This is a genomic window from Kribbella amoyensis (genome assembly GCF_007828865.1).
GTDB lineage: Bacteria > Actinomycetota > Actinomycetes > Propionibacteriales > Kribbellaceae > Kribbella > Kribbella amoyensis.
In genome coordinates, this window is the sequence record NZ_VIVK01000001.1 from 5,799,198 (window position 1) to 5,817,200 (window position 18,003).

The 18,003-nt window shown below is 70.7% G+C and carries 19 protein-coding genes; 10 read left to right on the forward strand and 9 right to left on the reverse strand.

The genetic code is table 11. From position 1 onward, the window contains the following. The first annotated feature begins 15 nt into the window (after window positions 1–15). Window positions 16–2,151 carry an elongation factor G-like protein EF-G2 gene (locus FB561_RS27115; RefSeq protein ID WP_145811462.1) on the forward strand — a complete coding sequence of 712 codons (2,136 nt, stop codon included), beginning with the start codon at window positions 16–18 and terminating at the stop codon, window positions 2,149–2,151. A gap of 6 nt (window positions 2,152–2,157) precedes the next feature. Here FB561_RS27115 and FB561_RS27120 read toward each other — a convergent pair whose 3' ends face one another. The 4 genes from FB561_RS27120 to FB561_RS38800 form a co-directional block, all read right to left on the reverse strand. Next, window positions 2,158–3,396: a tetratricopeptide repeat protein gene (locus FB561_RS27120; RefSeq protein ID WP_145811464.1), complete on the reverse strand. Its 1,239-nt coding sequence runs from the start codon at window positions 3,394–3,396 to the stop codon at window positions 2,158–2,160. Then, on the reverse strand, window positions 3,393–4,268 hold the full coding sequence (locus FB561_RS27125) for a tetratricopeptide repeat protein (RefSeq protein ID WP_170284772.1): 876 nt from the start codon (window positions 4,266–4,268) through the stop codon (window positions 3,393–3,395). The genes FB561_RS27120 and FB561_RS27125 overlap by 4 nt, the downstream gene beginning before the upstream one ends. After that, window positions 4,265–4,726, reverse strand: a complete 462-nt coding sequence (locus FB561_RS27130) for a hypothetical protein (protein WP_145813411.1) — start codon at window positions 4,724–4,726, stop codon at window positions 4,265–4,267. The genes FB561_RS27125 and FB561_RS27130 overlap by 4 nt, the downstream gene beginning before the upstream one ends. Window positions 4,727–4,820: 94 nt before the next feature. Next, window positions 4,821–5,558: a VOC family protein gene (locus tag FB561_RS38800; RefSeq protein ID WP_145811468.1), complete on the reverse strand. Its 738-nt coding sequence runs from the start codon at window positions 5,556–5,558 to the stop codon at window positions 4,821–4,823. A gap of 42 nt (window positions 5,559–5,600) precedes the next feature. Between FB561_RS38800 and FB561_RS27140 the strand changes: the two genes are divergently transcribed. From FB561_RS27140 to FB561_RS27155, 4 genes are all read left to right on the forward strand, one after another. Continuing rightward, entirely contained in the window at window positions 5,601–6,005 is a 405-nt protein-coding gene (locus tag FB561_RS27140) for an HIT family protein (RefSeq protein ID WP_145811470.1), read from the forward strand. 75 nt (window positions 6,006–6,080) lie between these two features. Continuing rightward, window positions 6,081–7,313: an MFS transporter gene (locus FB561_RS27145; RefSeq protein WP_145811472.1), complete on the forward strand. Its 1,233-nt coding sequence runs from the start codon at window positions 6,081–6,083 to the stop codon at window positions 7,311–7,313. A gap of 4 nt (window positions 7,314–7,317) precedes the next feature. Continuing rightward, on the forward strand, window positions 7,318–7,947 hold the full coding sequence (locus FB561_RS27150) for an RNA polymerase sigma factor (RefSeq protein ID WP_145811474.1): 630 nt from the start codon (window positions 7,318–7,320) through the stop codon (window positions 7,945–7,947). Continuing rightward, entirely contained in the window at window positions 7,944–8,180 is a 237-nt protein-coding gene (locus FB561_RS27155; RefSeq protein ID WP_145811476.1) for a zf-HC2 domain-containing protein, read from the forward strand. Before FB561_RS27150 ends, FB561_RS27155 begins: the two co-directional genes overlap by 4 nt. 1 nt (window position 8,181) lies before the next feature. Here FB561_RS27155 and FB561_RS27160 read toward each other — a convergent pair whose 3' ends face one another. The 3 genes from FB561_RS27160 to pgsA are packed head-to-tail and all read right to left on the reverse strand — an operon-like array spanning window position 8,182 to window position 10,936. Further along, window positions 8,182–9,276, reverse strand: a complete 1,095-nt coding sequence (locus FB561_RS27160) for a glycosyltransferase family 4 protein (protein ID WP_145811478.1) — start codon at window positions 9,274–9,276, stop codon at window positions 8,182–8,184. Window position 9,277: 1 nt separating this feature from the next. Continuing rightward, window positions 9,278–10,144: a phosphatidylinositol mannoside acyltransferase gene (locus tag FB561_RS27165; RefSeq protein WP_145811481.1), complete on the reverse strand. Its 867-nt coding sequence runs from the start codon at window positions 10,142–10,144 to the stop codon at window positions 9,278–9,280. Between the two features lie 3 nt (window positions 10,145–10,147). Then, on the reverse strand, window positions 10,148–10,936 hold the full coding sequence (gene pgsA, locus FB561_RS27170; RefSeq protein WP_145811483.1) for a phosphatidylinositol phosphate synthase: 789 nt from the start codon (window positions 10,934–10,936) through the stop codon (window positions 10,148–10,150). A 129-nt stretch (window positions 10,937–11,065) separates the two neighbouring features. Between pgsA and FB561_RS27175 the strand changes: the two genes are divergently transcribed. Both FB561_RS27175 and FB561_RS27180 read left to right on the forward strand, forming a co-directional pair. Further along, window positions 11,066–12,004: a hypothetical protein gene (locus FB561_RS27175; protein WP_238335086.1), complete on the forward strand. Its 939-nt coding sequence runs from the start codon at window positions 11,066–11,068 to the stop codon at window positions 12,002–12,004. 83 nt (window positions 12,005–12,087) lie between these two features. Then, a complete protein-coding gene (locus tag FB561_RS27180; protein ID WP_145811485.1) occupies window positions 12,088–12,687 on the forward strand; it encodes a hypothetical protein in 600 nt (199 codons plus the stop codon). 27 nt (window positions 12,688–12,714) lie between these two features. Here the strand turns inward: FB561_RS27180 and FB561_RS27185 are convergent, their stop codons facing one another. Beyond that, window positions 12,715–13,338, reverse strand: a complete 624-nt coding sequence (locus FB561_RS27185) for an HIT family protein (RefSeq protein WP_145811487.1) — start codon at window positions 13,336–13,338, stop codon at window positions 12,715–12,717. Then, the gene (thrS, locus tag FB561_RS27190) at window positions 13,335–15,356 is read right to left on the reverse strand and encodes a threonine--tRNA ligase (RefSeq protein ID WP_145811488.1); all 2,022 of its coding nucleotides are present in this window, start codon (window positions 15,354–15,356) and stop codon (window positions 13,335–13,337) included. The genes FB561_RS27185 and thrS overlap by 4 nt, the downstream gene beginning before the upstream one ends. A 221-nt stretch (window positions 15,357–15,577) precedes the next feature. On the opposite strand from thrS, the gene FB561_RS27195 reads away from it, so the two are divergent. From FB561_RS27195 to FB561_RS27205, 3 genes are read left to right on the forward strand one after another with little or no spacing between them, the layout of a single operon-like run. Then, the gene (locus tag FB561_RS27195; protein WP_145811490.1) at window positions 15,578–16,498 is read left to right on the forward strand and encodes an ABC transporter ATP-binding protein; all 921 of its coding nucleotides are present in this window, start codon (window positions 15,578–15,580) and stop codon (window positions 16,496–16,498) included. Continuing rightward, window positions 16,498–17,151, forward strand: coding sequence for a DedA family protein (locus FB561_RS27200; protein WP_145811492.1), 654 nt, complete (start codon window positions 16,498–16,500; stop codon window positions 17,149–17,151). The genes FB561_RS27195 and FB561_RS27200 overlap by 1 nt, the downstream gene beginning before the upstream one ends. Continuing rightward, complete coding sequence (locus FB561_RS27205) at window positions 17,148–17,951, forward strand: ABC transporter permease (RefSeq protein WP_145811494.1); 804 nt, start codon at window positions 17,148–17,150, stop codon at window positions 17,949–17,951. Before FB561_RS27200 ends, FB561_RS27205 begins: the two co-directional genes overlap by 4 nt. The last annotated feature ends 52 nt before the right edge of the window (window positions 17,952–18,003 follow it).

Below are 18,003 nucleotides of genomic sequence, written 5' to 3' on the forward strand. Positions count from 1 at the left end.
ACTAGGAGGAACGTCATGGCAGACAAGACGAACACTTCCCAGGGCGCCGGGGCCGCTCCCACCGCGGAATCGCCGGCCGCCATCCGCAACGTGGTGCTGGTCGGACCCTCCGGCGCCGGCAAGACCACCCTCGTCGAGGCCCTCCTGGTCGCCTCCAACGTGTTGTCCAGACCCGGCACCGTCGTGGACGGCACGACGGTGTGCGACAGCGACGACGCCGCGATCCGGCAGCAGCGGTCCGTCGGCCTCGCCCTCGCGCCCCTCTTCCACAACGACATCAAGGTCAACCTGATCGACACCCCGGGGTACGCCGACTTCATCGGCGAGCTGCGGGCCGGACTCCGCGCCGCCGACTGCGCGCTGTTCGTCATCGCCGCGAACGAGGGCGTCGACGAACCGACGAAGGCGCTCTGGCAGGAGTGCGACCAGGTCGGCATGCCGCGCGCCGTGGTGATCACCAAGCTCGACCACGCCCGGGCCAACTACGAGAGCGCCCTCACCGGTGCGCAGCAGGCGTTCGGCGACAAGGTGCTCCCGCTGTACTTCCCGGCCGGCGGCGGGCTGATCGGGCTGCTCAGCCAGCAGCACTACGAGTACGCCGACGGCCGACGCACCGTGCATCCACCGGACCCGGCGTACGCGGACCAGATCGAGGAGCACCGCGGCAGCCTGATCGAGGGGATCATCGAGGAGTCCGAGGACGAGTCGCTGATGGAGCGCTACCTCGGCGGCGAGGAGATCGACCAGGCGGTGCTGATCGACGATCTCGAGCGGGCGGTCGCGCGCGGATCCTTCTTCCCGGTGATCGGAGTCTGCAGCGGCACCGGCGTCGGCACCCACGAACTGCTCGAGGTCGCGACCAGCGGCTTCCCCGCTCCCCCGGAACACCAGCTCCCCGAGGTCTTCACCCCGCACGGGGTCCCGAAGGACAAGGTCGGCTGTGACCCGGACGGCCCGCTGCTCGCCGAGGTGGTGAAGACGACGTCGGACCCGTACGTCGGCAGGGTCAGCCTGGTGCGCGTGTTCTCCGGCACCATCAGGCCCGACGCGACGGTTCACGTGTCGGGCCATTTCACGTCCTTCTTCGGGGAGCACAACACCCACGCCGACCACGACGAGGACGAGCGGATCGGCACCCTGTCGTTCCCGCTCGGCAAGCAGCAACGGCCGGCCGCCGAGGTGATCGCGGGTGACCTGTGCGCGATCGGCCGGCTGACCCGGGCCGAGACCGGGGACACGCTGTCCGACAAGGCCGAACCGCTGCTGCTCAAACCGTGGACGATGCCCGAACCGTTGCTCCCGATCGCGGTCCAGGCCCACGCCAAGACCGACGAGGACAAGCTGTCCGGCGGACTCCAGCGACTCGCGGCCGAGGACCCGACGCTCCGGATCGAGCAGAACCCGGAGACCCACCAGATCGTGCTGTGGTGCATGGGCGAGGCGCACACCGACGTCGTCCTGGACGCGCTCGCCAACCGGTTCGGCGTGACGGTCGACACCGTGGAACTGCGGGTCCCGCTCCGGGAGACCTTCGGCGGCAAGGCCAAGGGCCACGGCCGGCACGTGAAGCAGTCCGGCGGCCACGGCCAGTACGCCGTCTGCGACATCGAGGTGGAGCCGCTGCCCGAGGGCTCGCACTTCGAGTTCGTCGACAAGGTGGTCGGCGGCGCGGTGCCGCGGCAGTTCATCCCGAGCGTCGAGAAGGGGATCCGGGCCCAGATGGAGAAGGGCGTCGGCGCGGGTTATCCCGTCGTCGACATCAGGGTCACCCTGCTCGACGGCAAGGCGCACAGCGTCGACTCGTCCGACATGGCGTTCCAGATGGCCGGTGGGCTGGCGCTCCGCGAGGCCGCCAACGCGACCCGGGTGAACCTGCTCGAACCGGTCGACCTGGTCTCGGTACTGATCCCGGACGACCTGGTCGGCGCGGTGATGAGCGACCTGTCCGGCCGGCGTGGCCGCCTGCTCGGTACCGAGAAGGTCGGCGACGACCGGACCCTGGTGAAGGCCGAGGTCCCGCAGATCGAGATCACCCGGTACGCCATCGACCTGCGCTCGCTCTCGCACGGCGCGGCCTCGTTCACCCGGTCCTTCTCGCGGTACGAGGCGATGCCGGACGCGACCGCCGCCAAGCACAAGGCGGGTGTGTGAGCTGGTTCAGGACAGGCGGCGTCTGACGTCCTTGGTCCGGAGGTACGCGGCTACGTAGCGCTCGGACTGGTTCGCGAACTCGATGTACGAGCGGACGCGGTGGAGCCAGTCCAGCGTGGACGGCTTGACCGTGGGGAGGGCGCGCTCCAGGTGGCTCATCGCGAGTGGCGGTTCTCCCCCGGTCGTCAGGGCCTCGTCGATCACCGCGTCCACGCCGCGTTCGACCAGGGCGCGCAGATCGGCGCCGCTGTACATCGGGGTCTGGGCGGCCAGGTTCTTCAGGTCCAGCGCGGCCGACGGGATCTCCTTCAGCAGGACCGAGAGGATGTCGGCGCGGGCGGGTTCGTCCGGCGGCGGCACGAAGAGCACCCGGTCGAACCGGCCGGGCCGCAGCATCGCCTCGTCCACGTCCCACGGCGCGTTGGTTGCCGCGAGCACCAGCAGGCCGTCGTTCTCGGAGCCGATCGCGTCCAGCTCCTGTAGCAGCACGTCGACCAGGCGCCGCGCCTCGGAACCACCGTGTTTGTGCCGGGCGAACGCGAGCGCGTCCAGCTCGTCGAGGAACAGCACGCACGGCGAGTTCGCCCGGGCACGCTCGAAGGCGGTGTGCAGGTTGCGCTCGGAGACACCGAGGTACGGGTCCATCACGTCCTCGATCCGGACGTTCACGAACGGCAGCCCGCACTCCCCCGCGGTCGCCCGGGCCAGCAGCGTCTTCCCGCACCCGGGCGGACCGTAGAGCATCACGCCACCGCCCGACCGGCGGCCGTACTTCTGGTAGAGCTCGGGCCGGCTGAGCGGCAGGATCACCATCCGGTGGATGACGCGCTTGATCTCCTCCATGCCGCCGACCTGGTCGAACGTGGTCGGCTCCTGCGGCGCGTCGCTGACCACGAACTCGTCCTCGGGCCGCCCGACCTTCACCTTGACGCCGCTGCGCGAGCTGATCATCTCGTCCACCAGTTGCTGCAACCGGCCGGTGCCCTCGACGACTCCCGCCTGCCGGGCCGCCTCCAGGCAACTCCGCAGCAGAGCGAGCCGTCCGTTCGCGGCCGCCAGCTCACCGACCACGATGTACTGGTCGTCCGGCAGTCCGTCCTGGTCCAGCAACACGACGTACTGGTCGAGCGCGGACTCGATCTCCGCCGCGGCGACGAGCGTCTCGGCCAGAACGAGCCGGAGCAGGACGTCGTCCGGGTTCGCCTCGACCGCCTTGCGCAAGGCGGTGATCCGGTCGTTCGTCATGAACCCCACTTCCGGTTGAGCCAGCGCCGCAGCAACGGCGGCGCCACCCACGAGTACACGCAGAACCCGAACCAGCCGACCGCGACGACGGCCGCGAGCGGGGCCAGTCCGGCGAGCCGCAGACCGTAGATCACGGCGACGGCGGCGATCCAGATCACCAACGGGTTGAACCGCTGGAACGGCCGGAGCGGGCGCATCAGCGGGTGGTTCGCGAGTCTCGCCTCCCGGGCCGCGTCCCGCAGATCGCGGTCGCCCGGGTTCGCGGCCGCCGCCGACGCGAGCGAGCGGTAGCCCGCCTTGGAGTCACCGGTGAGCATCGACGCGGTCCCGTGCAACGCCCGCGAGTGCGGGTCCTCGGGATCGTGGGAGAGCACGGACTCGGCGTGCCGGTGCATGTCCTTGTCCTTGCCCAGGGCAAACGCCACCTGGGCCCGGGCCGCGTCCACGGCCGGACTCTCCGGCGCCTGCGACGCCGCCCGCTCGACCAACGCGCTCGCCTTCTCCGCCTGACCCGCGGTCAGACAGACCAGCGCGTACCCGATCAGCAGGTCCGGCTCGTTGGGATCAAGGCTCAGCCCCTGCAGGTACGCCGACTCCGCCTCGGTCAGCCGGCCTTCCGCGCGCAGGGCCGAGCCGAGGACCTGGAGCAGCGGCAGGAACGGACCGTGCTGGGCCAGGCCGTCCCGGAGTACGTCGATCGCCTCGGCGTTCCGGTCGAGGGCGTGCAGCGCGGCACCGCGGAAGAGGTATGCGCGGAAGTCGACGGCCGCGTCACCCCACAGGCCCTGGAGCTCGTCCAGGGTGCGTTCGGGGTGGCCGATCTGCAGCCAGTGGGCGGCGAGCTGGATCCGGGCCTCGGCCGGTTCGGTCACAGCGCCACCTCCACGACGAACGCGATCAGGAGCGCCTCCACCACGGCTCCGCCGATCACGGCGGCGAGTCCCGGTCCCCACAGCGAGCCGTAGTCCGCGCCGCGCAGCTGGAACGCGCGATCCATCGGCCGCTGGATCCGCAGCAGGACCAGGCAGCACAGGACGGCCACGATCCGGGTCGCCAGCCGGAGACCGGAGCCGGTGCTGGTGCCCGTGCTGTGGTCGGTGAGCAGCGTGGCGACGGCGATCGCGACGATCAGCGAGCCGGTACCGACGAGCAGGATCAGGCGCTGCTTCGCGCGGTCCACGCCGAGCCGGCGAGCGTTGACGAAGGCGATCACGGTCGAGGCGATCACTCCGCCGAAGAACGCGACGTACGCCTGCGACAACTGCCGCCAGGGCCGAACCGTCAGGTCGACGTCCGCCGCGATCGTCGGCCGCAGCAACTCGTCCGCCATGCTCTCCCCTTGCTCGCTCACCCGGGCCCGCGCAGTCTAGGGCAGGCCTCAGGCCGCTGTCCCCACGTTGCCCGGATGTGGCCGGTGACTCGGGTCAGCTCGGCTGCAGGACGCAGAATTCGTTGCCTTCCGGGTCGGCGAGGACCGTCCACGCGACGTCGCCCTGGCCGAGATCGACGTCGGTCGCGCCGAGCGCGCGAATCCGGTCCTCCTCGGCCGCCTGATCGTCACCCGGGTACGGCCGCACGTCGAGGTGGACGCGGTTCTTCACGGTCTTCACATCGGGGTTGCGGAGGAACTCCAGGTACGGCCCGACGCCCCGCGCCGACCGCAGGACGGCGTGGTCGTCGGTCACCTCGTGCACGGTCCAGTCCATCGCCTCGCCCCAGAACCGCGCCATCTCCCGAGGATCCCCACAGTCGACCACCACGGCGGCCATCGGCCCGGTGTCGCGGTAGACCTCGCGCGGCTCCAGGACGCAGAACTCGTTGCCCTCGGGATCGGCGAGCACGGTCCACGGGACGTCGCCCTGGCCGATGTCGACGGGGGTTGCGCCGAGCGCCCGCAGCCGCGCGACCAGCTCGGCCTGGTGGGCCGCCGAGGTGGTGGCGAGATCGACGTGGACGCGGTTCTTCACCGTCTTGGGCTCCGGGACGGCCAGTACGTCGATGACGATCGCGGAGGGGTCGGGATAGGTGACGCCCTCGGGCTCGATGTTGGTCTCACCGGGCTGGTCGCCGGTCACCTTCCAGCCGAGCGCCTCCGCCCAGAACCGGCCGACGGCGGAGTTGTCGCCGGCGTTCATCGCCACCTGCACCAGTCGTGTCGCCATGGCCTAGATCCTAAGCACGGGGCGGGGTTCTAGGCTGGGGCGATGACCGAGAACTGTCTTTTCTGCGGGATCGTGGCCGGCAGCATTCCGTCGCAGCAGGTCGCCTCGACCGAGCGGGCGATCGCCTTCATGGACATCAACCCGGCCACCCGCGGACACCTGCTCGTCGTTCCCCGGGCGCACGCGACCGACCTGCGGGAGAGCGATCCCGAGGACCTCGCCGCGGCCACTCTGCTGGCCCAGTCCCTGGTCGGCCGGGTGATCGAGCGCCTCGACGCCGACGGCGCGAACCTGCTCAGCTGCATCGGCGCCGACGCTTGGCAGAGCGTCTTCCACACCCACCTGCACGTCATCCCCCGCTACCAGGACGACCCGCTGCGGCTCCCCTGGCAGCCGGCCTCCGGTGACTCGGACGAGATCGCGAAGACGGCCGAACTGCTGCGCTGATCGCGTGTAACGCCTGACGGGTGCTCTGACACTGCACCGGCGAAAGGATCTCGCCGAGCGCACCTGGGGAAGTCGATGTCAGAGCTGACCAGCACCGTCCGTACCCCACCGACGGTGCCCGCCGCCGGGTTGCAGCGGCGCCTGGTGAGCCTGCGGGTCGGGGTGTTCCTGCAGGGATTCTGGCTGTGGGTCCCGGTCGAGAAGCTGTTCATGACCGAGATCGGGTTCGACGCCGCGACGATCGGGCTGATGGCCGCCGCGTACGCCGCGGTGGTTCCGCTGGTCGAGGTGTTCTCCGGTGTCCTCGCGGATCGCTGGTCCCGCCGAGGCGTCCTGATCCTGTCCGGAGTCGCCCTGCTGCTCAGCGTCCTCGTGGCCGGGCTGAGCCAGAACGTCACCACCTACATCGTGGCCGCCCTCATCCTCGGCGTGTACTTCGCGATGTACTCCGGCACGGTCGAGGCGATGGTCTACGACACCGTGCTCGAGGAGACCGGCAGCAGCACCGGGTACGAGAAGGAGCTCGGCCGGATCCGGGTCCTCGAAGGCACCGCGCTCGTGCTCAGCGCCCTCGCCGGCGGATGGCTCGCCGAGGTGACGTCGAGCCGGCTCACGTACTTCCTGACGCTGCCGTTCACGGTCGGCTTCCTGATCGCGGTCGCCCGGTTCCGCGAACCACGGCTGCACCAGCTCGACGAGCGCCGGTCCCTGCGCGAGCACCTCCGGGTCACGGTGTCGACCGTGCTGCGCCGGGGCCGGTTGGTACCGATCGCGGTCGCGGCCGTCGGTACCGCGGTGATCCTGCAGGGGATCTTCGAGTTCGGGCCGCTCTGGTTGATCGACCTGTCCTCGGCGGCCGTGCTGTACGGACCGTTCTGGGCCGGACTGATGCTGACGTTGAGCCTGGGCGGGTTCCTCGCCGGGCGGCTCCACCTGGACCGCCGGCCGATCGTGGCCGGTCTCGTCGTGATCGCGATCCCGGCCGCCGTCGTCCTGAGTTTCAGCCGCGACCTCGCCGTCCTCACCGCGGCGATGATGGTGCTGGCGACGGTGATGGTGGTCGCGGGGATCCACGTGAATCGCCTGCTGCACGACGCCGTCGACTCGACCGTGCGGACCGGGGTCGCCTCCGGTGTGAGCGCGTTGTCCTGGATGGTGTTCCTGCCGTTCGCGTTGACCTTCGGTGCGGTGAGCAAGGACGCCGGGGTGCACAGCGCGAACTGGCTGCTCGTTGCCGTGACCGTCCTGGCCGGCGCGGCGATCAGCTGGGTGACGCTCCGCCCTCGGTCTCGCAGCTGGCTACGCTGAGCCGATGGAGGAGCTGCCGCCGGACGACGTACTCGTCGCGCGGTTGCGGGACGGGGACGACAAGACGTTCGCGCTCGTCCTGGATCGGTGGTCCGGCGGCCTGTTGCGGCTGGCTCGGTCGTTCGTGTCCACCGAGGCGTCGGCGGCCGAGGTGGTTCAGGAGACGTGGGTCGCGGTGATCGAAGGCCTCGACCGGTTCGAGGGCCGCTCCTCGTTGAAGACGTGGGTCTACCGGATCCTCACCAACACGGCCAAGCGGCGTGGCCTCCGCGAGCACCGGGTCGTACCGATGAGCAGTGTCGACGACAGCGGTCCCACGGTGGACCCGAGTCGGTTCCGGCCGGCCGGTGATCCGTTTCCGGGCCACTGGTGGGACTTCCCGCCGCTGTGGCCGACGCCCGAACAGGGGATGCTGCGCCACGAGGTACAGGCTCAGCTGCGCACCGCACTGGGTGAGCTGCCCGAGCGGCAGCGGTTGGTGATCACGTTGCGGGACGTGGAGGGGTACGGCTCGGAGGAGGTCTGCGCGTTGCTCGACATCACGGCCGCGAACCAGCGGGTCCTGCTGCACCGGGCGCGCGCGTTCGTCCGCGGCAAACTGGAGGAGTACTACACACAGGAGGCGAACCGGTGAACGACCTCGACTGCAGGGAGTTCGTGGAGCAGGTCACGGCGTTCCTCGAGCACGCGCTGGACCCGGAGGCCGAGCAGCGCCTGGTGGATCACCTGGCCCTGTGCGACGGCTGCGAGCGCTACCTCGACCAGGTCCGCCGTTCTGTCACCGACCTGCGCGACCTCCCCGCCGACGCGCTCCCCGACGAGACCCGGGCCGCTCTGCTGGAGGCCTTCCGCGCCAGGACCGAGTGACTCAGCGCGCGACCAGTTCGTACACGGCGAGGATCTCGTCGATCAACGCTGACCAGTCGTACCGGCGGACGGCGTGCAGGCCCGCCTCGCGGAGTTTGTCGCGCTCGTCGACGGACCCGAGGAGCCGCGAACACGCCCTCGCCAACGCGGCCGAGTCCCCTGGTTCGACCAACTCCCCCAGCCGCCCGCCGTCGAGGACCTGCCGGAACGCGGCAAGGTCGCTCGCCAGGACGGGTGCCCCGGCCGCCATCGCCTCCAGCAGCACGATGCCGAAGCTCTCGCCGCCGAGATGCGGTGCCACGAACACGTCGGACCCGGCGAGCATGTCGGCCCTCGCCGCGTCGTCCACGGCCCCGAGGAACATCACGTTGTCCCGGCAGTACTCCGGGAGCGACCGGCGCGCCTCGTCCGCCTGACCCGTGCCCGCGACCAGGACACGGAGGTCGCGGCGTTGGGTGACGAGAGCCGGGACCGCAGCGAGCAGGACGGCCAGGCCCTTGCGCGGTTCGTCCATCCGGCCGAGGAAGCTGATCGTGCCGTCGGCACCCTGCCACTCCGGTCGCGGCCGCCCGGCCAGGCGATCGACATACAGGCCGTTCGGGATCACCACCGCCTCGCCACCGATGTGCTGGACCATCATCGAGCGGGCGTTCTCCGACACCGCGATCCGGGCGTCGATCTTCTCCAGCCACGGACGCAGCAATCCGGCGGCCGCGCTCATCGCCCGCGAGCGCACCTGCCAGGTGTGGAAGGTCGCGACGAACGGCCCGTCCCCGGCCCACAACGCGAGCAGCGCCGCACTCGGCGTGGTCGGCTCGTGCACGTGGACCACGTCGAAGTCGCCGTCAGCAAGCCATGCGCGTACTCGCGACGCCGTCCGCGGGCCGAACGTCACCCGGGCCACCGAGCCGTTGTACGGGACGCCGACAGCATGGCCCGCCGACACCACGTACTGGGGGACGTCGTGGTCGTCGCTCGGCGCGAGCACGGACACCTCGTGGCCACGGGCGAGTAACGCTTCGGCGAGATCGCGGACGTGGTTCTGGACCCCGCCCGGGGTGCCGAGCGAGTACGGGCAGACGACCCCGATCCTCATCTCAGTCCAGGAAGATCCGTTGCAGCATGTGCCAGTCCTCCGGGTGCGCGGCGATCCCGGCGGCGAACGCGTCCGCGCAGCGCTGCGTCATCGCGGCCGCACCGCCGGTGGGCTCGATCAGCTCGTGGAACGTGATGACCAGATCGGGCCCGTCGTAATGCAGTGTCGCAGGTACCAGCGGCGCCCCGGTACGGACGCTGAGCGCGGACGGTCCGGCCGGCATCCGCGACTTCCGGCCGAACAACGTCACCGGGACCCCGCGCTCGGACAGGTCCCGGTCCGCGACCAGGCAGACGAACCCGCCGGCCCGTAGCCGGTCGGCGAGGATCGCGAACACGTCGTCGGTACCCCCGGTGAGCGGGAGAACCTCCATCCCCAACTGCTTGCGGTACGCGACGAACCGGTCGAACAGCGACTCCGGGCGCAACCGCTCCGCCACGGTCGACACCGGCATCCCTGTGAGTCCGGCCCAGGCGCCCGCGTGGTCGTAGTTCGCGAGGTGTGGCAGCGCGCAGATCACGCCGCGGCCGGCCGCGTGGGCATCGCGGAGCAGGTGCTCGTTCACCGTACGAACGCGGCCGACGATGCGCTCCGGGGACCACTCGGGCAGCCGGAACGCCTCCTGCCAGTACCGCAGGTACGAGCGCATCCCCGCCCGGGTGAGCGCGTCGAGCTCAGCGGGACCCGCGTCCGGGCGTACCACGGCCAGATTGCTCCGCAGTCGTTGCACACCGCGCCCGTCCCGGCGGAAGACGACGTCGGCGGCCCGGGTGAACAGCCAGGTGACCACCGCTTCCGGCAGCCGGCGCAGCAGCCCCCAGGCCAGCGCGAACCCGAGATCGACCGCCCGGTGCCGCAGCCCGTCCACAGCTCAGGACGAAGCCGAGCCGTCAGGCCCGCCCTTGGAATCCGTCCCCGGCTGCTCCGGCTTGGCGCTCGCCCCGTCCGCCCCCGCGGTCGACCCGTTGGTCGCCGCGCTCGACCCGCCGGTCCCCGGGCTCGACCCGTTGGTGCCCGTCGCCGGCGGCGTCCCGAGGCCGGCGTTGGCGGGATCGGCGAGGACCTGCTTGCGGACCGACAGGGTGCGCTGGACGACCGTGATCGTGCTGGCGATCGCGAGGTACCAGAGCACGATCTGCAGCAGGATCGGCACATCGAACAGGTCGGAGAAGAACCCGACCACGAGCACCAGGACGAGCCGGTCGGCGCGCTCGGCCAGACCCCCGCTCGCCTGCAACCCGAGGCTCTCCGCCTTGGCCCGGGCGTACGAGGTGGTCGCGCCCATCACCAGCGCCCACAACGTCACCGACGCCATCAGCGTGGAGTCGCCCTCGCGCGAGTTGGCGTAGTACAGCACCAACCCGCCGAAGATCGCGCCGTCGCCGAGCCGGTCGAGGGTGGAGTCCAGGTAGGACCCCCACTTCGACGACGTGCCCGACGACCGGGCCATGAAGCCGTCGATCAGGTCGGAGAACACGAACAGCGTGATCACCAGCACGCCCAGCCACAGCTGGCCGCGTGGGAAGAAGATCAGCGCACCGGCGCACACGCCGATGGTGCCGACCAGGGTGACCGCGTCCGGGCTCACCCCGAGCCGGAGCAGGAGGTTGGCGATCGGCGTGATCACCCTGGTCCAGAACTGCCGGAATCTGTTAAGCATGGCGACGCGATCGTAGTCCAGCCGGGGCACCATCGGGTGACGGCGCCACCCGGAACCCCTTCCCCGGACCGGATCGGGTGGCGGAGGATGGCATCAGCCGCACCTCCACCAGCCGGCTGCGGAGGACCGATGACCGGACAGCGCACCGCCATCGCCCTGCTGGTCCTGGCTGTGTTCGCGGCCGGGTGTTCGGTGGCGCGACGGGCTGACCAGCTCCCGGTCACGCCGCGCAGCGTGCCTCTGCCGACGGCCGTCGCGCCTCCGCAGGCGGAAGGGCTGGACGGGTCCGCGGGCGAACCCGCCGCCCACGCGTGTGCGGCCGTGGCCAAGCGATCGACACCCGGCGCACGGTGGACGGCGAAGAAGTTCCCCTGGAACGACGGCGGACTGCCGGCCCTCGACCTCTGCACGCTGATGGTCGGCTCGTGGCCGGTCCAGATCGGCGTGAGCGCACTCCCCGCCCAACCCGACTCACTCGCCCGGCTCGCCGACGCCGCCGGCTTCGACGACCCGGCGGTCGACCTCGGCGCGACCGCGGACACCCTCGGCCCCGAAGCGCGTTCCGGCGACCACGGGGTCGTCTTCCGGGTGAACGAGCGGGTCGTCCGCATCACCACCCAGGGCGCGCTGGCCCCGGCCGACCTGCTCGCTCTCGCCGAAGCCGTCCGCGCCATCGTCCCCGAGGTCCTGCGCAACGCGAGGCGGTCCGACGCCGCATGCCAGGTGTCGAACTCGAAGGCCGAGCAGTTCATCGGCGCCCTGGTCCAGCTGCGCCGCGACTACCGGGTGAACGGCGCGCTCACCTGCATCTGGGGGACGTACGACGCGACCGTCTCGATCGTCGAGTCCTTCCACCCGGACTCGATCCCGGAGGCGCGCCAGACCCCGCCGCCGCGGTCGGCGCCGATCGGGCTGCCCGGGTACTACCTGCCCGAGCGGGGCGAGCTCGTGTTCCGGCAGGGACGCCGGGTGGTACGGGTCAGCGGGATCACCGATCCGGCCCGCGCGGTACCGATGGACACGCTGATCGACCTCGTCGAACCGCTGATGCCGTTGTTCATCCGCTGACGTGGGCCACGGTGCCGGGCGGGCGAAAATAGTTGCGGCCGAGGGGAGGTGGAGGGCGGCTCCCCCGCGATACATTGCCGACTGTGAGCAGCTTCCCGGCCGCTGCGAGACGAGTGCGCGACAGCGCAGCGGATCCTGTCGCGCGCTTCTGGGCGCTGCGCGAGTGCTCGCTGCACTTCCCGCTCTACGGCTTCCGGGCGACCTGGCACCACGTCACCGAAGCGGCCGGTGTCCCGGGCCGGCTGGTGGACGACCCGGAGTCGCTCACCCGAGCGGTCGACGAGCTGGAGGAGGCCCGCCGGCACTGGTTGTTGCTCCGCACCACCTTCGCCGAGCGGCGCCGCCGGGAGAAGGCCGAGGGCCAACGGCAACCGACCCGCGGCGATCAGTGGCTCTCGGCAACAAGCCTGGCCTACTGCCCGGATCCGCGCCGGCATCCGGACGAACGCCTGATCACCGTGCTGCACCGGCTGGTCGACGCGAACCTTTCCGAGGTCCAGCCCCAACCCGCCTGCGCCGTCTGTGGGACGTCCCGGCCGGTCAGCCAGTACTGCACCACCTGCGGCGTCGATCCCCGAGGTCCCTCGGCCGCACTCCCCCGCGACCTGGCCCGTGAACTCGACAAGACCTGGCGCGAGATCTGGCGCCGGACGGCCCAAGCTCCTCGCCTGGCCACCCGCTGACCCCCGCACCAGGGGCCGTCGGCAAGGTCAGTCGGTCGGCCAGGACTTCGCCAGCAGCGCCCGGGTGTCGGACAGCAGCTGCGGGAGCACCTTCGTCTGGCCGATGACCGGCATGAAGTTCGTGTCGCCACCCCAGCGCGGGACCACGTGCTGGTGCAGGTGCGCCGCGATCCCGGCCCCCGCGATGACGCCCTGGTTCATCCCGATGTTGAACCCGTGCGCCGACGACACGATCCGGACCGCCTCCATCGCCTGCTGGGTCAGCCGCGCCACGTCGCCGACCTCCGCGGGCGTGAGCTCGGTGTAGTCGGCGACGTGCCGGTACGGGACCACCATCAGGTGCCCGGGGTTGTACGGGTACAGGTTCAGCACCGCGTACGCCGCGTCGGCGCGCGCCGTGATCAGCCCGTCGGCGTCCGACAGCGTCGGGATCCGGCAGAACGGGCACCCCGACCCCGCCTCGGTACTGGTCGGCTTGTTCTCACCGGCGATGTACGCCATCCGGTGCGGCGTCCACAACCGCAGGAACGGGTCCGGCACCCCGACCCCGTCCTGCTCGGCCAGCTCGTCCGGCAGGTACGGCGATCCCGGCGACTCCGGGGAGGACGACTGCTCCGCGCCGGTCGGGTGGTCGCCGGGACGGTCCGTCATACCTGGGCGCGCTTCTCGACGGCCTCGACGATCTCGGCGACCGCGTCGTCGATCGGCACGCCGTTCTTCTGGGAGCCGTCGCGGTACCGGAACGAGACCGAGCCGGCCGCCATGTCGTCGTCACCGGCGATCAGCATGTACGGGACCTTGCTCTTCTGCGCGTTCCGGATCTTCTTCTGCATCCGGTCGTCGGAGGCGTCGACCTCGACCCGGATCCCCTGCGCCTTGAGCCGCGCGGCCACCTCGAACAGGTAGTCCACGTGCCCGTCGGTCACCGGGATCCCGACCACCTGGACCGGCGCGAGCCACGGCGGGAAGACCCCGGCGTAGTGCTCGGTCAGCACCGCGACGAACCGCTCGATCGAGCCGAACAGGGCCCGGTGGATCATCACCGGACGCTGCCGGGACCCGTCCGGCGCGGTGTACTCCAGCTCGAACCGCTCGGGCAGGTTGAAGTCCAGCTGGATCGTCGACATCTGCCAGGTCCGGCCGATCGCGTCCCGGGCCTGGACGGAGATCTTCGGGCCGTAGAACGCGGCGCCGCCCGGGTCCGGGACCAGCTCCAGGCCGGAGCCCTCGGCGACCTCGCGGAGCGTCTGCGTCGCCTCCTCCCAGACCTCGTCGGAGCCCACGAACTTGTCCGGGTTCTTCGTCGAGAGCTCGAGGTAGAAGTCGTCCAGGCCGTAGTCGGCGAGCAGGCCGAGCACGAACGTGAGCAGGTTGCGCAGCTCGTCGCGCATCTGCTCGCGGGTGCAGTAGATGTGCGCGTCGTCCTGGGTGAACCCACGGGCCCGGGTCATCCCGTGGATGACACCGGACTTCTCCAGCCGGTACACGGTGCCGAACTCGAACAACCGCAGCGGCAGCTCCCGGTACGACCGGCCGCGGGCGTCGAAGATCAGGTTGTGCATCGGGCAGTTCATCGGCTTGAGGTAGTAGTCCTGGCCCTGCTTGCGGAGCTGCCCGTCCGCGTCCCGCTCCTCGTCCAGGTGCATGGGCGGGTACATGCCGTCGGCGTACCAGTCCAGGTGCCCGGAGGTCTCGAACAGGTGAGCCTTGGTGATGTGCGGGGTGTAGACGAACTCGTACCCGTCCTCGACGTGCCGCTGCCGGGAGTAGTCCTCCATCACCTTGCGCAGCACGCCGCCCTTGGGGTGGAAGACGGCGAGCCCGGACCCGATCTCGTCCGGGAAGCTGAACAGGTCCAGCTCGGTCCCGAGCTTGCGGTGGTCGCGCTTGGCGGCCTCCTCCAGCCGGGTCAGGTACGCCTTCAGCTCGTCGCGGGACTCCCAGGCGGTGCCGTAGATCCGCTGCAGCTGCGGGTTCTTCTCGCTGCCGCGCCAGTACGCGGCCGCGGTCCGCATCAGCTTGAAGTTGCCCAGGTACCCGGTGGCGGGGACGTGCGGGCCGCGGCACAGGTCCTTCCAGGCGACCGAGTCGTCGCGCCGGACGTTGTCGTAGATGGTCAGCTCGCCGCCGCCGACCTCGACCGAGGCGCCCTCGGCGGCGTCCGCCGCGGAGCCCTTGATCCCGATCAGCTCGAGCTTGTACGGCTCGGCGGCGAGCTCGTCGCGGGCGTCGTCGTCGGAGACCACCCGGCGGCTGAACCGCTGCCGCTCCTTGATGATCTGCTGCATCTTCTTCTCGAGCTTGCCCAGGTCCTCCGGGGTGAACGGGGTGGGCACGTCGAAGTCGTAGTAGAAGCCGTTCTCGACCGGCGGGCCGATGCCCAGCTTGGCCGCCGGAAACAGCTCCTGGACCGCCTGCGCGAGCACGTGCGCGGTGGAATGCCGGATGATGGCGCGGCCGTCGTCGGAGCCCGCCTTGACCGGCTCGATCTCGTCGCCGTCGGCCACCACCCTGGACAGGTCGCGCAGCTCGCCGTTGACCCGGGCGGCGATGGCGGAGCGGTCCTGGCCGAAGATCCCGGCGAACAACTCCCCGATCGTCGTCGTCTCGGTCACGCTCCGCTCAGCCTCGCCCTCGACGCCGATCAGATGGACCTTGACTTCCGACACGTTGCACTCCTCGGGTCGGCCGGTCCACCGCGGACCGGCATCTCACCGCAGATGGTATCGACTCCGCCGCCATCGGCCGCGTCCGCCATCCACAGGACTGACGACCCTTAGGTGAGACCTGACGAAAGTCGGGGGTCGAACGCGCCTGAAGTCCGATGTGCGGACCCGGTCCGGATTTCTAGGTTCGGTGGTGACACTCCAGAAACCGGAAGGGCCCTCGTGTGATCACCCTCGAAGGACTCAGCAAGCGGTACGGCGACACCCCCGCCGTGGACGCGCTCGATCTCACCGTCGCTCCGGGCCGGGTCACCGGTTTCCTCGGCCCGAACGGCGCCGGCAAGTCGACCACGATGCGGATGATCCTCGGCCTCGACACCCCGTCCGCGGGCGCCGCCCTCGTCGACGGCCGCCCGTACGCCGAGTGGCCGGTGCCGTTGGCCAAGGCCGGCGCCCTGCTCGACGCGAAGGCGCTGCATCCCCGGCGCAGCGCGCGGAACCACCTGGTCGCGATGGCCCGCAGCAACGGGATCGGAGTCAGCCGGGTCGACGAGGTGCTCGCGATCGTCGGGATCGACAGTGTCGGCCGCCGCCGGGCCGGCGGGTTCTCGCTCGGGATGGGCCAGCGGCTCGGCATCGCCGGTGCCCTGCTCGGCGATCCCGAGGTGCTGCTGTTCGACGAGCCGGTGAACGGGCTCGACCCGGACGGGGTCCGCTGGGTCCGGCGGCTGATGCGCTCGCTCGCCGCCGAGGGCCGGACCGTGTTCGTCTCCAGCCACCTGATGAGCGAGATGCAGCTGACCGCGGACCAGCTGGTCGTGATCGGCCGCGGCCGGCTGATTGCGGACGCGCCCATCGCCGACGTGATCGCCATGTCGTCGCGCAGCACGGTGCACGTCCGGGTGCCCGAGACCGCCGGCTTGACCGCGCTCAAGGACCGGCTCGCCACCGAGGCGGACCGCGTCGACACCCAGTTGGACCGACTGATCGTGACCGGGGTCCCAGTCGAGCGGATCGGCGACCTCGCGCACGAGCTCGGCGTCCGGCTGCACGAGCTCCGCACCAATCACGCGTCTCTGGAGGAGGCCTACATGGAACTCACCGCCGACAGCGTCCAGTACGGCGTGGCGGAGGCGGTGGCCTGATGGGCGACGCGATCCTTCACTTCGCCGAGGAGCTGATGGCGTCTCCTTGGATCTACGTGACCCTGCTCGGTTTCGCCGCGCTGGACGGGTTCTTCCCGGCCGTCCCGAGCGAGACCCTCGTCGTCACAGCCGGGGTCTTCGCCGCGACCGGCGAGCCCAACCTGTACGGCGTGATCGCGATGGCCGCCGTCGGCGCGTTCATCGGTGACCACGTCTCGTACCTGCTCGGCCGCGGCGCCGGTGGCCGGATGATCGACCGGACCAAGCCGGGGACCAAACGGCACGCGATGACGAGCTGGGCCCACAACGCTCTGGCCGAGCGCGGCGGCCTCGTCCTCGTCGTCGCCCGGTACGTCCCTGGCGGCCGGACCGCGGTGACGCTGACGATGGGCGCGGTGCGGTACCCGGTCCGCAAGTTCTCCTTCTTCGCCGCGCTGGCCGCGATCAGCTGGGGGCTGTACTGCTCACTGGTCGGGTTCATCGGTGGCAAGGCGTTCGAGGACAACCCGTTGAAGGGCGTGATCCTCGGCATCGGCCTGGCCCTCGCGGTGACGCTGATCGTCGAGGTCGTCCGGCACCAGCTGCGCAAGCGGCGGACCGCTCAACCTGAGGTCGAGGTCGAGGCCGACCTCGTGGAGGCGGGCGAGCGATGAGCACAGCAACCCTCACGGTCCGGCCGAGGTCGAGCCTCACCCGGCTGCGCGACTCGGTCGGCGCGGAGTCGACGAAGCTGTGGTCCGTCCGCTCGACCTGGCTCAACCTGGTCGCCGCTGCCCTGATGACCGCGCTGCTCGGGGTCCAGTACGGGTTCAGCACGGCCTACGACCAGACCCACCTGCCACCGGGTGAACTCGCCGAGACCACGCAGGTCGGGGCGATCGCGGTGAACGTGGTGCTGATCGTCCAGGTTCTCGTCGCCGCGTTCGCGATGCTGCCGATCACCTCGGAGTACGCGACCGGCAGTATCCGGAGCACCTTGCAATGGACACCGGTACGCCGGGACGTGGTGGCCGGCAAGGCGATCGTGCTCGCGCCGGTGCTGTTCGGGTACGGCCTGCTGGTCGGGCTGATCGCGGCCGTCGCCGGCGGACTCACGGCCGGCCAGTGGGCCGACTGGGACCTCGCGGAACTGGTGAAGGACCTGGTGGCGATCGCTGCCTACACGACGCTGGCCGGGTTGTTCACCGCTGGGATCGCGTTCGTGATCCGGACGACGGCGGGCACGTTGACAGCCGCGTTCCTGCTGTTGCTGGTGCTTCCGCTGATGCTGTCGCAGAGCAGCCTGCGCCCACTGATGTGGCTCGCCGCGCTGCTCCCGGGTGGAGCCGGGCAGGGCCTGCTGAGCGGATCGACCGATCCCGTACCCCCGGTCGTCAGCCTGCTCGTTCTGGCGGCGTGGGCGATCGGCGGGCTGGTGCTCGGGCTCAAGGTCCTCGGCCGCCGGGACGCCTGAGCTCGGACGACGAAAAGGCCGGGCCCGGCATCGAGCCAGGCCCGGCCTTTCA